This window comes from Pantoea sp. GD03673 (assembly GCF_029844725.1).
GTDB lineage: Bacteria > Pseudomonadota > Gammaproteobacteria > Enterobacterales > Enterobacteriaceae > Pantoea.
Genome location: NZ_JAOCKJ010000005.1, coordinates 29868 through 42763, shown reverse-complemented (window position 1 = coordinate 42763; position 12896 = coordinate 29868). Strand labels below are relative to the sequence as shown.

General features: G+C 54.7%; 12 protein-coding genes. 3 read left to right on the top strand and 9 right to left on the bottom strand.

Annotated elements, in window-relative coordinates:
- Positions 1–208: 208 nt before the first annotated feature.
- Positions 209–688: an Lrp/AsnC family transcriptional regulator gene (locus N5J69_RS10605; protein ID WP_279770181.1), complete on the bottom strand. Its 480-nt coding sequence runs from the start codon at positions 686–688 to the stop codon at positions 209–211.
- A gap of 129 nt (positions 689–817) precedes the next feature.
- A complete protein-coding gene (dnaB, locus tag N5J69_RS10600) occupies positions 818–2224 on the bottom strand; it encodes a replicative DNA helicase (protein ID WP_279770179.1) in 1407 nt (468 codons plus the stop codon).
- 96 nt (positions 2225–2320) lie between these two features.
- On the opposite strand from dnaB, the gene N5J69_RS10595 reads away from it, so the two are divergent.
- A complete protein-coding gene (locus N5J69_RS10595) occupies positions 2321–3304 on the top strand; it encodes a quinone oxidoreductase (protein WP_279770178.1) in 984 nt (327 codons plus the stop codon).
- A gap of 211 nt (positions 3305–3515) precedes the next feature.
- Here N5J69_RS10595 and pspG read toward each other — a convergent pair whose 3' ends face one another.
- The 3 genes from pspG to N5J69_RS10580 all read right to left on the bottom strand — a co-directional run bounded on the left by pspG (position 3516) and on the right by N5J69_RS10580 (position 6310).
- On the bottom strand, positions 3516–3782 hold the full coding sequence (gene pspG / locus N5J69_RS10590) for an envelope stress response protein PspG (protein WP_279770176.1): 267 nt from the start codon (positions 3780–3782) through the stop codon (positions 3516–3518).
- Between the two features lie 178 nt (positions 3783–3960).
- Positions 3961–4953: a tRNA dihydrouridine(20/20a) synthase DusA gene (gene dusA, locus N5J69_RS10585; protein WP_279770174.1), complete on the bottom strand. Its 993-nt coding sequence runs from the start codon at positions 4951–4953 to the stop codon at positions 3961–3963.
- 106 nt (positions 4954–5059) lie between these two features.
- Positions 5060–6310 carry a conjugal transfer protein TraF gene (locus N5J69_RS10580; RefSeq protein WP_279770172.1) on the bottom strand — a complete coding sequence of 417 codons (1251 nt, stop codon included), beginning with the start codon at positions 6308–6310 and terminating at the stop codon, positions 5060–5062.
- Positions 6311–6760: 450 nt separating this feature from the next.
- On the opposite strand from N5J69_RS10580, the gene zur reads away from it, so the two are divergent.
- A complete protein-coding gene (zur, locus tag N5J69_RS10575) occupies positions 6761–7282 on the top strand; it encodes a zinc uptake transcriptional repressor Zur (RefSeq protein WP_279770171.1) in 522 nt (173 codons plus the stop codon).
- Between the two features lie 81 nt (positions 7283–7363).
- Here the strand turns inward: zur and N5J69_RS10570 are convergent, their stop codons facing one another.
- The 4 genes from N5J69_RS10570 to N5J69_RS10555 form a co-directional block, all read right to left on the bottom strand.
- Complete coding sequence (locus N5J69_RS10570; RefSeq protein WP_013359776.1) at positions 7364–7576, bottom strand: CsbD family protein; 213 nt, start codon at positions 7574–7576, stop codon at positions 7364–7366.
- A 166-nt stretch (positions 7577–7742) separates the two neighbouring features.
- Complete coding sequence (dinF, locus tag N5J69_RS10565) at positions 7743–9065, bottom strand: MATE family efflux transporter DinF (RefSeq protein WP_279770169.1); 1323 nt, start codon at positions 9063–9065, stop codon at positions 7743–7745.
- Positions 9066–9165: 100 nt separating this feature from the next.
- Positions 9166–9780 (bottom strand): transcriptional repressor LexA, encoded by a 615-nt coding sequence (gene lexA / locus N5J69_RS10560; RefSeq protein ID WP_013359774.1) that lies wholly within the window; start codon positions 9778–9780, stop codon positions 9166–9168.
- Positions 9781–9885: 105 nt separating this feature from the next.
- A complete protein-coding gene (locus tag N5J69_RS10555) occupies positions 9886–10254 on the bottom strand; it encodes a diacylglycerol kinase (RefSeq protein ID WP_279770165.1) in 369 nt (122 codons plus the stop codon).
- 128 nt (positions 10255–10382) lie between these two features.
- On the opposite strand from N5J69_RS10555, the gene plsB reads away from it, so the two are divergent.
- Positions 10383–12806 carry a glycerol-3-phosphate 1-O-acyltransferase PlsB gene (plsB, locus tag N5J69_RS10550; protein WP_279770654.1) on the top strand — a complete coding sequence of 808 codons (2424 nt, stop codon included), beginning with the start codon at positions 10383–10385 and terminating at the stop codon, positions 12804–12806.
- The last annotated feature ends 90 nt before the right edge of the window (positions 12807–12896 follow it).

Here is a 12896-nt window from a genome sequence, read left to right as displayed (position 1 = left end):
ATGCAAAAAACGCACCATCGTTATAGCCCTGGACGCCTGTAAATCGGGGTCCAGCGATATCCCGTTGATATTTAAGTCACTTCTCAACGCAACGTTGTGCATAAATTCCGGCTGGCACCGTCAGACTATGCGTTAAAACTCGTTGCGATGCGCGTTGTTTGCATGAACTGCCGCAAGTGTGCACCAAAACCGCACAGCACGCACCTTTTTAGCGCGTCTTCTGCTCAGGAATCATCATCAGCCCGTTCTCTTTCATGCGTCCCAGCACGACAGAGGTTTTCACATGGGAAACGCTCTGATGGCCCGCGACCAGCTGGCTGATTAACGCACTGAGGGAATTGAGATCGGCCACCGCCACTTTGAGGAGATAGTCAGCGTCGCCAGTGGTTTTATAGGCATCCACGATCGCCTGCTCCTGCTCCACCATCCGGTGAAAGCTTTCAACATATTCGGCGGTGTGGTTGATTAAGCGCACCTCAATTAACCCCACCATGCCAAGCCCGATGGCATCGGGTGACAGCCGGGCGTGATACCCCAGGATGAGATTAGCCTGTTCCAGATTGATACGGCGGCGGGAACATTGAGAGGCAGAAAGGCCGACCAGATCGCTGAGTTCCTGATTGGTCAGACGGCCATTAGATTGTAATAAAGTCAGGATTTTAAGGTCGTAATCGTCTACGTGAGTCATTCCGTTTCCACAGCGTTATAGGCGTCGCTTTGTTACAGATAACCCGATAACCCGAGAGGTTGTCCAACACTATTTTCTGATGATGGGGGCTGTCATGCACAGATCGTGCATGACAGCACAAAGCGGAGATTATTCGTCGTCGTATTGCGGGCCAGCGTAGTTATCGAAGCGTGACCACTGGCCGTTAAAGGTCAGCCGCACCGTACCGATTGGGCCGTTACGCTGTTTACCCAGGATGATCTCGGCGATCCCTTTGAGATCGCTGTTTTCGTGGTAAACCTCATCGCGATAGATAAACATGATCAAATCCGCATCCTGCTCGATCGAGCCCGATTCACGCAGATCCGAGTTGACCGGCCGTTTATCCGCGCGCTGCTCCAGTGAGCGGTTAAGCTGCGACAGCGCCACCACCGGCACATTCAGCTCTTTAGCCAGCGCTTTCAGCGAGCGGGAAATTTCAGCAATTTCCAGCGTACGGTTGTCCGACAGCGATGGCACGCGCATCAGCTGAAGGTAGTCGATCATGATCAGGCTTAAGCCACCGTTTTCACGGTAGATGCGTCGGGCGCGAGAACGCACTTCCGTGGGCGTCAGGCCAGAAGAGTCATCAATGTACATGTTCTTCTTCTCCAGCAGGATGCCCATGGTGCCGGAGATACGCGCCCAGTCTTCATCATCCAGCTGCCCGGTTCGGATGCGGGTCTGATCGACGCGGGAAAGTGACGCCAGCATACGCATCATGATCTGCTCGCTGGGCATCTCCAGACTGAAGATCAGCACCGGTTTTTCCTGCAGCATGGCAGCGTTTTCGCACAGGTTCATCGCAAAGGTGGTTTTACCCATCGACGGACGTGCGGCGATAATAATCAGGTCAGAGCCCTGCAGGCCTGCGGTCTTTTTATTGAGATCCTGATAGCCGGTGTCCACGCCGGTGACACCATCGTGCGGTGTCTGATAGAGCGATTCGATGCGGGAGACGGTAGACTCCAGAATCTGCGCGATGTTTTTCGGGCCCGCATCTTTATCTGCACGTGCTTCCGCAATTTTAAAGACGTTAGACTCGGCGAAATCGAGCAACTCTTCGCTGTTACGCCCCTGCGGATCGTAACCGGCATCGGCAATCTGGTTGGCTACGGCGATCATCTCACGCACAACGGCACGTTCGCGTACGATGTCGGCATAAGCGCCGATGTTTGCCGCGCTCGGGGTGTTTTTCGCCAGTTCAGCCAGATAGGCGAAGCCGCCTGCCATCTCCAGTTCGCCTCGGGTTTCCAGCGATTCAGAGAGCGTTATCAGGTCAATGGGCTTGCTGTTTTCAAGCAGCCGCTGCATCTCTGAAAAAATCAGCCGGTGTGAGCGGTTGAAAAAGTCATTCGCGACGACGCGCTCAGAGACGTTGTCCCAGCGCTCATTATCCAGCATTAACCCACCGAGCACCGACTGCTCCGCTTCCAGCGAATGCGGGGGCATTTTCACGCCTGCGAGCTGGCGATCCTGCGTTTCGTTCGATTTGTTGGTGGGTTTATTTCCTGCCATAGTGAATGCATTACCGATCTTCTGTGGGGACGCGCAAGTATACCTTAGTTGGGGTGCGTGCCTCACCTTCATGATGAAACAATCACAGGAGTCAGAATGGCAAAGCGTATTCAGTTCAGCGCACATGGCGGGCCGGACGTTTTAGAATGGACGGATTTTGAGCCTGCTGACCCGGCTGAACATGAAGTGCAGGTTGAACATCGCGCTATCGGGATCAACTACATCGATACCTATGTTCGCAGCGGGCTCTATCCGGTTGCCGCTTTTCCCTCTGGCTTGGGGACGGAGGCCGCAGGTGTGGTGTCGCGGGTTGGCCGTGGTGTGACCCTGTTTAAACCTGGCGATCGCGTGGTCTACTGTCTGGCGTCCATGGGTGCCTACAGTGAGGTGCACAACGTGGCGGAAGATCGCCTGATGCATCTTCCGGAGGCGATCAGCTTTGAGCAGGGTGCCGCCAGCTATCTGAAAGGCCTGACCACACAATATCTGCTGCGTCAGACCTATAAAATCAGCGCCGGAGAGACTTTCCTGTTTCATGCTGCCGCAGGTGGCGTCGGGTTAATTGCCTGTCAGTGGGCAAAAGCGCTGGGTGCGCATTTGATCGGCACAGTCGGTTCAGCGGAAAAGGCCAGAATGGCGGAAAAAGCCGGTGCCTGGGCAACCATTAACTATCGCGAAGAGAACATTGCGCAGCGTGTCAGCGAACTGACTGAAGGTAAAAAAGTGGGCGTGGTGTATGACTCCGTGGGTAAGGATACCTGGGAAGCGTCGCTGGATTCGCTGCGCCGCCACGGCCTGATGGTCAGTTTTGGTAATGCGTCGGGTCCGGTGACCGGCATCGATCTTGGCATTCTGAATAAAAAAGGCTCGCTGTTTGTGACCCGTCCTTCCCTGTTTGGCTATATCACCAATCGCCAGGAGCTGGACACCGCCAGTGCCGAGCTCTTCTCGCTGCTGGCGAGCGGCGCGATTAACGTTGAGGTGCCAGAGCAGCAGAAGTTTGCGCTGAAAGAGGCCACTAAGGCGCATCAGATGCTGGAGAGCCGCGCCACGCAGGGATCCTGTCTGTTAATCCCGTGATAGCCGGCAATAAAAAGGGCTTCCCGTGGGAAGCCCTCTTCTGTTTTTTATTTTTTGTTCGCGCTGGTGTAGGGACAGCGGCGATGAATTCATGTCGAGTCGATGGCACGTCGATTTGACGACAGGCATCCTGCCAGAAAACATAAGTAAAAAATATGTTTAATTGCAGATCGGTGCCGGTCAATCTCTCACACTGTGATCGTTACCGCATTTAGCGCCAGCTTTTGCGGTCTAACCTGTTGATCTTACGTCTCAGCTTACGACGCGCCCGCGCATCGCTATCGCCAAAAAAGGCACGATGCAGCCACACCGCAATCACCGCCAGCACCAGCCACGGCAACACTTTGATAACAAGTGCAAACAGTCCACCGACAAACATTACGATGGTTGCGACCACCAGTGCCGCCAGCACGCCCAGCAGCGACACGCCGGTCAGCAACAGCATCAGAAAAAAACCTGCTACGAATAAAATTTCCACCTCGGCACTCCTTTTTAATCTCACTGTGAGAGCTATTACAAAAAGCGTGCCAACCGTTAACACATTGATTTTAATGAAGTAAAGTTCAAAAAAGCCGCAGCAACCTGGTGAGAAAAACCACATTGTGGCGTAAAAAAAACCAGCTCTGAAAGCTGGTTTCTGTCGTTCAGGTCTGGGATCAGACTTCCTGCGGGATCTTATCGGCTACCAGCGCCAGCGCGGCTTCCAGCACACGGACATCAGCACCGGGTTTGTGGGCGTTTTCACTCAGGTGACGTCGCCACTGGCGAGCGCCCGGAATGCCCTGGAACAGTCCTAACATGTGGCGCGTAACGTGCCCCAGATACGTGCCCTTTGCCAGTTCCGCTTCAATATAGGGATACATGGCACGCACCACCTCAACCGGATTAGCCGCCGGATGCTGTCGGCCAAACAGCGTCTGATCAACCTGCGCCAGGATGCCGGGGTTTTGATAGGCTTCGCGTCCCATCATCACGCCATCAAGGTGCTGCAGATGGGTCTGTGCCTCTTCCAGCGACTTCACGCCACCATTCAGCGCAATCGTCAGATGCGGGAAATCGCGCTTCAGCTGATAGACGCGGGGATAATCCAGTGGGGGGATTTCGCGGTTCTCTTTGGGGCTGAGGCCCGAGAGCCAGGCTTTGCGTGCATGAATAATGAATGTCTCGCACTCACCGCGCCCTGCCACCGTGCCGATAAAGTCGGTCAGGAATGCATAGCTGTCCAGCTCGTCAATGCCAATACGGGTTTTCACCGTGACCGGAATCGACACCACGTCGCGCATCGCTTTAACGGCATCCGCGACCAGATTCGCCTCGGCCATCAGGCAGGCACCGAAACGGCCATTCTGCACCCGATCCGAAGGACAGCCGACATTCAGGTTTATTTCATCGTAGCCGCGCTGCTCTGCCAGCATCGCGCACTGCGCCAGTGCCGCCGGATCGCTGCCGCCAAGCTGCAACGCGACCGGATGCTCCGTTTCACTGTAAGCCAGGTAGTCCCCTTTGCCATGAATGATCGCGCCCGTAGTCACCATTTCAGTGTAGAGCAGCGTGTCACCGGTCAGCTGACGATGAAAATAACGGCAGTGACGATCGGTCCAGTCCAGCATGGGGGCGATAGAGAAGCGTTGCGAAGAAAAATTAGGCATGAAGCGCAGACAATCCGGTAATTAAGGGTGATGGCATTCTGTGCAAGGATAACACAAGGGCGGGCGATAGTGCATCGCCCGCCTCTGAACAGCCCTGATCAGGTGGTCAGAAATTAAAGCCCAGCTGCATCATCGCGCCCCAGGTGTTGTTAGCACCCACTGAGCCAGCCAGATCAAGATGTACGGCTTTGTTAAACGGTGAGAGACCAAAACCCGCCGTGGCGACATTTTCGTCATTGGAACGCATGTCCGCACGATAACCTGCACGCAGCTGCAGCCAGTCAAGCACGCGGTATTCCGCGCCAACGGCCGCATACTGGCTGTTATCCTGGGTTTTGAAGCGTTTGGTTTCGGTCAGATCCACATCGCCGGTGACGGTAAACGGACCGTTATCCCAGGCCAGACCGGTGGTGACCAGCGGGCGAATCTGATAGGTATCACGGAACCCGTTGACCTCTCTGGTCTGCAGATCGCGTGAAACCAGGTTCTGTCCGGTTACACCCAGCGTCCAGTTCTCAGCAAAGGTGGTTGCCAGACCGGCATCAACGTTAAAGCCGGTATTCGTACTGCGATACTGGCTGTTGTTGATGTCGTTCTTGTCGTAGTTATAGATGCTGGCGGTGTAGTTATAGAGCCAGGTTTTCTGCACTTTTGGCGTCACGCCCACCGATACCGGCTGACCGGCGATGGTGAACTCATGGGCCACCGCCACACCGTAGTCAGTGACCAGCGCGGCTAAGCCATTCGCGCTGGAGCGAAGGTTATTTTGATCGCCAGGACGAGGCAGCACCGTTCCGTTAGCGACACCGCGCAGGTAGTCGATATCACCCTGTACCACGTTGGCGCGAACGTGCGCCGTACCGTAGGCTTTGGCGATGAAAGCAAAAGGCAGGGTTTCATTGGGAATGGTAACGGCTACAGCCGCGCCCGCACTGCCGTCCGCTTTGTTACCGCGTAAATCACTGAGCTGGTTAGCCACATCGCCTGAAGCGGCACGGACTTCCGGGTAACCACGCAGATAATCTGCAAACGTCAGGTTGCCAATCACATCCCGATAGCGATCCACGGTGTCCGTAATATCATCGACTTTATTAACCAGATGATCTTTATCGGTCACCTGAATACCTGCCGAAGGAAAAATAATGCTGACGTTATCGTCAGGTTGAGCACGGGTCATCAATGCCGGGTTTGCCAGCACTGCAGAGCCATAAAGAGAAGATGCTACGCCGGTGCCACCCATGGCGTCATTACGTGCATCGTACCAGGTCCCTGCCGCCATGGCGGAAGAAGAAAGGAAAAGCGCGGTCGCTACAGCGGGGTAGATCAGCGCTGAACGTTGAGCGGATTTTTTCACCATTTGCCTGCCATCACCTGAGAAATTGTCATTGAAACATTCAACGACTGAATAGTTTGTTAGCCCTATTGTGAACGCTGGCTAACGCGTTATTGCTGTGAATTCAAAGGAAACAGTGTCTTAATTCAAAGGATTGGACGTTTTCCAATCAAAAACCCGTTGTAATTGTTCAAACTGCGTCAGGACATTTCAAATAATGCCAGACTTTTCTTAAGTCTTTCTGAACATTACTTCTTAACTCAGTGAGATGCAAAGCAAAATGCCAACAAATTCCGCTTCAGGTCGATTGAGAATGGATCTGATTTCTCGCCAGATTTGAGATAGAGAGAGGCTGAAACGCTGAAATCGCTGTTTTTTCAGGCAAATAATGCTGTTTTACCAGGCAAAAACGAACCACAGCGTCGCGAAACTATGTGTGATAAAATAACATCACTTATCCAGCGGAGAATTTTCATGACAAACATGACGTCGCAGCAAATTTTGATCCAGGCTGAAAAACTGTGCCTGCAGCGCGGTGTACGTCTGACTTCGCAGCGTGCTGAAGTGTTGCGCCTGATGGCCGAACAGCCTGGCTCGATCAGCGCTTATGATCTGCTGGATCAACTCCGCGTCAGCGAACCGCAGGCCAAGCCCCCCACCGTTTATCGGGCGCTCGATTTCCTGCTGGAGCAGGGTTTCATTCATCGGGTGGAATCCAACAACAGCTACGTTATGTGTCACCATTTTGAGGCACCGGCCCATACGTCAGTGATGCTGGTCTGCGACCGCTGTGCAGCGGTTACCGAGAAACAGGCGCAGGGCGTGGAGAAGATTATCGCGACGCTGGCGGGTGAAGCGCAGTTTGCGTTGCGCCATAGCGTCATTGAAGCACATGGGTTATGTGAAAATTGTGCTGCGGTTGAAGCCTGTACGCATCATGAGAGTTGCGAACATGATCATCAGGATGAGGGTAAAAAGCGGGGAAAACGCGGGTAATCTGCACAACTTTGTTGCGAGCCTGTCTTGATACCCGTCCGGTGCGGGCGCACCGGAACGGGTAAGCGGATTACCGCTGTATTACCAGCGGTGATCTTTATTCTGACCTTCCCAGTCCGTGACTTCGCGCTCTGCTTCATCTTTCGCGTAGCCATAGCGCTCCTGGATTTTACCGACCAGCTGATCGCGTTTGCCTTCGATAACCTGCATGTCATCGTCGGTCAGCTTGCCCCATTTCTCTTTCATTTTGCCTTTGAACTGCTTCCAGTTGCCGCTCGCTTCATCTTTATTCATGGCAGACCTCCAATCCTCAGGGTTTAATGATTATCTTGCTATATAACAAAATAACGATATAACGCGCTGGTTAACTGCGCTTTATAAAGTTAATTGTAGTAGCTATTTTTATAACCCTGGAATAATACAGAATAATCTGTACAGAGGCTGCCTGCGCCTGGCGGCATCAGGCGTCAAACCAGCTGTTCTGACGCCAGTGTTTACGCCAGATGAGCCACAGTGACAGCCCACGCAGCGCCAGGAAAACCGTTACCGCGAGCCACAGTCCGTGATTGCCCAGCAGCGGTACGCTGAGCAACGTCAGAAAGTAGCCTGCTGCTGCCACGACCATGCCGTTACGCATTTCACGTCCGCGCGTCGCCCCAATGAACATTCCATCCAGCAAATAGCACCAGACGCCGATAAGCGGCATGATTATCTGCCAGATCAGATAGCGGTCCGCCATCTGCTGAAGTGACTGAAGAGAGGTCAGCAGGGTAATGATTTGCGGGCCTGAAATGGCATAGATCAGCGAGAAGAATAGCGCCACGACTACAGCCTGGCGGCAGGCGGAGTGCCAGACGCGCAGCAGTTTGCTGCCATCTTTTGCGCCATGCGCCTCGCCAGCAAAAGCTTCTACCGCGTAGGCAAAGCCATCCAGCGCATAGGCGGTGAAAGTAATGAACATCAGCAAGACCGCGTTGACCGCTACCACGTCCGGTCCCAGCCGTGCGCCCAGCACGGTCAGTGAGGCGAAACAGAGTTGCAGCATCAGTGAGCGCAGCATGATATCCCGGTTCAGTCGCAGCAGCCGTCCGCTGTCACCGCGCCAGCTCTGTTTCAGCAGGCTCGGGGTAATGCCGTGCAGTTTCAGAACCCGCCAGACCATGATGCTGCCAACACCCAGCGTAATGTACTCCGCCAGCGCCGTAGCCATTGCCGCACCCGCGACACCCCAGTGCAGCCCCATCACCAGCCAGAGGTCGAGCACGATGTTGACCAGATTACCCACCACCAGCAGGATCACCGGTGCGCGCGCATACTGCACGCCCAGCAGCCAGCCCAGAATGACCAGGTTTGCCAGCGTGGCAGGCGCACTGAGCCAGCGAATCTGAATAAACAGCGCCGCCTGTTCCATTACAGCGGGATTGCCGCCAATCAGATGGGTCGCCAGTTGAATGATCGGATAACGCAAAGCGATGAAGAGTACGCCCGCCAGCAATGCAATCATCAGCGGCTGGGTCAGCGCACGTGCCAGCGCTGTTTTATCGCCCGCGCCAAACGCCTGTGCTGTGAGGCCCGTGGTACTCATTCGAAGGAAAAGCAGCAGCATAAAGAGAAAGCTGGTCACGGTAGTCCCGACCGCAACCCCGCCAAGATAGACAGGGCTGTCGAGATGACCAATAACTGCCGTATCGACCACCCCCAGCAAGGGAACGGTGATATTTGAAAGGATCATCGGCAGCGCAAGCCGCCAGAGATTTTTATCGGTTGCCGTAATAACGCGCATTCGCCGTTCCGTGCTGAGTGTCGCTACACAATCGAGGCAGCGACAAAATTAGGGCAGACAGAATAGCATCAGAAAAGGCGAATGCACGAAGGCCGCTGAATCAGAGCCACTCGCCGTTGCGTACCACGCCAACGGCCAGACCTTCTATGGTCAGCGACTGTGCGCGGGTATCGACAACAATCGGGTCAAAATCACTGTTTTCTGGCAGCAGATGCACAATAGCACCCTGCTTTTTCCAGCGCTTAACGGTGACTTCATCGTCAATGCGGGCCACGACAACCTGGCCGTTGCGCACATCCTGGGTTTTATGTACCGCGAGCAGGTCGCCATCCATAATCCCGATATCTTTCATCGACATTCCGCTGACGCGCAGCAGGAAGTCAGCAGATGGCTTAAACAGGCCCGGATCAACCTTGTAATGGGTTTCGATATGTTCCTGCGCCATGATTGGCTCACCGGCAGCAACCCGGCCAATCAGCGGTATACCTTCTGAGGCTTCTTCTTCCATTAACAGACGAATGCCGCGCGATGCACCGGAAACGATCTCAATAACGCCTTTACGCGCCAGCGCTTTCAGGTGCTCTTCTGCCGCGTTCGGCGAGCGGAAGCCCAGCTGTGCTGCAATCTCTGCACGCGTAGGCGGCATGCCTGTTGAAGAAATATGGTCGCGAATCAGGTCATAGACCTGCTGCTGCCTGCTGGTTAATGCTTTCATCCCGCCCCCTGGTTGTTTATACAGTCGCTGTGAGTATATACAGGTATTGGCGAAATGGAAACCGATTGTCAGGCAAAACGCGGCTTCCGGCGCGTTATGGAACGCTTATCGCAAATGTGTCCAGAGCAGCGCGATCCAGACAAACAGTGCCAGTAAGATGCTGATCAGTACCGCTGCCGAACCCATATCTTTTGCCCGGCCCGCCAGCGGATGATGCTCCTGACCGATGCGGTCGACCACCGCTTCAATCGCGCTATTGAGGATTTCGACAATGACCACCAGCACGACCGCGCCAATCATCAGAATGCGTGAGATCATATCAACATCCAGCCAGCAGGCGATAATAATGGCAGCCAGCGCAGCCAGGGCTTCCTGACGAAATGCTGCTTCATGTTGCCAGGCAGCGCGCAGTCCCTGCCATGAGTAACCTGCGGCTTTAACTATTCTGATAAGTCCGGTGGCATTATTTGCCATGATGTGGGAACCCTTTCATCGGATTGACGTCAATGTCTGGGCTGCGTGCAATTGGCACCACCACAGATCTTCGCTGCACTTTCTGGTATGCTTGCGGCGCTTTGCTAACAAGAGGCTTCATGTTGTCTATGTCAGGTTGGCGTAAACTCTATTATAAATTGCTTAATTTACCACTGTCGTTTTTGGTAAAAAGTAAGGCCATTCCGGCCGATCCCGTGTCTGAACATGGTCTGGATCCGACCCGACCTATTATGTATGTTTTGCCTTACGATTCGAAGGCCGACTTACTGACTTTACGTGCGCAGTGTCTGCGGCATCATCTGCCTGATCCACTTTCTCCGCTGGAGATTGATGGTTCACTGCTGCCGCGCCACGTATTTATCCACGATGGCCCACGCGTATTCCCCTACTTTGTGCCCAGCGTAGAATCCGTGAAAATCTTTCACGACTACCTCGACCTGCATCGCAATAATCCCACGCTGGATATTCAGATGCTGCCGGTCACCGTGATGTTCGGCCGCGCACCGGGGCGAGAAGTCCAGGGCGAAGCCACGCCACACCTGCGGGTGCTGAACGGGGTGCAGAAGTTCTTTGCGGTGATCTGGCACGGGCGTGACAGTTTTGTCCGCTTCTCGCCGACCGTGTCGCTGCGCCGCATGGCGACGGAACACGGTACGGATAAGTCGATCGCGCAGAAACTGGCGCGGGTGGCGCGCATCCATTTTGCCCGTCAGCGGCTGGCGGCGATTGGCCCGCGTTTACCGGCGCGTCAGGATCTGTTTAATCGTCTGCTGCAATCCAAAGCGATTGAAAAAGCAGTCGAAGATGAAGCACGCAGCAAAAAAATCTCCCATGAAAAAGCGCAGCAGAATGCTGTCGAGATGATGGAAGAGATTGCCGCCAACTTCTCCTACGAAGCAATTCGCGTCACTGACCGCGTAATGGGCTGGCTCTGGAGCCGTCTCTATCAGGGCATTAACGTCAATGGCGGCGAAAAAGTGCGCCAGCTGGCGCAGGATGGCCACGAGATTGTTTATGTGCCGTGTCATCGCAGCCACATGGATTATCTGCTGCTCTCCTACGTGCTGTATCATCAGGGTCTGGTGCCGCCGCACATCGCTGCCGGTATCAACCTTAACTTCTGGCCAGCCGGGCCGATTTTCCGTCGTCTGGGCGCTTTCTTTATTCGTCGTACCTTTAAGGGCAACAAGCTCTACGCCACGGTATTCCGCGAATATCTCGGCGAGCTGTTCACCCGGGGTTATTCGGTTGAGTACTTTGTCGAAGGTGGCCGTTCACGTACCGGTCGCCTGCTGGACCCGAAAACCGGCACCTTAGCCATGACGCTGCAGGCAATGCTGCGCGGCGGTAATCGCCCAATCACCCTGGTGCCGATCTACATCGGCTATGAGCACGTGATGGAAGTGGGTACTTACGCCAAAGAGCTGCGCGGCGCGGCGAAAGAGAAAGAGGGCTTCATGCAGATGGTGCGCGGCTTACGCAAGCTGCGCAATCTCGGTCAGGGTTACGTTAACTTTGGCGAACCGCTGCCGCTGGTCAACTATCTCAACAAGCGTGTGCCGGAATGGCGCGACGCGATTGATCCCATTGAGCCGCAGCGTCCGAGCTGGTTAACACCGACCGTCAATGATATCGCAGCCAGCCTGATGGTGCGTATCAATGAAGCGGGTGCCGCTAACGCCATGAACCTTTGTGTCACCGCTTTACTTGCGTCACGTCAGCGCTCACTAACCCGTGAACAGCTGATTGAACAGCTGGCGTGCTATACCCAGCTACTGCGCAATGTCCCTTACTCGCCAAATGCGACCGTACCCGAGCTCTCCGCAGAAGCGCTGCTGGATCACGCCATGGGTATGAATAAGTTCGAGAGTGAAAAGGACAGTATTGGCGACATCATCATTCTGCCGCGTGAGCAGGCCGTACTGATGACCTACTATCGCAACAACATTCATCACATGCTGGTGATGCCGTCGCTGATTGCCGCCATTGTTCAGCAGCATCAGACACTGACCGAAGCGGAACTGCTGCGCCAGGTTAGCCTGATCTACCCGATGCTGAAGAGCGAACTGTTCCTGCGCTGGCAGACCGATGAGCTGCCACAACTGCTGACTGAACTGAGTCAGGAGCTGGCGCGTCAGGGTCTGATTACGCTTGAAGCCGGTGAACTGCGCTTTACCGCGGCGCGCTATCGCACGCTGCAACTGCTGGCCGCCGGTGTGCGTGAAACGCTGCAGCGTTATGCCATTACCTTCTCCATCCTCAGCGCCAAGCCAACGATTAACCGTGGCACGCTGGAGAAAGAGAGCCGCACGCTGGCACAACGTCTGTCGGTGCTGCACGGCATCAATGCCCCGGAGTTCTTCGACAAAGCGGTCTTTACCTCACTGGTACTGACGCTGCGCGATGAGGGCTATATCAGTGACAGCGGTGATGCGGATGTTGCGCAGACCCAGGCAACCTGGCACATCCTGGCTGACCTGGTGACCAGCGATGTTCGTATGACGATTGAAACCGCGGTGGCGCACGACTGATACTCGCGTAAAGCAAAAAAGGCGACCTTAGGGTCGCCTTTTTTATGCCGCACAGGGCTGTCTGGCAGGCTTCTTACAGCAACGAAGAAC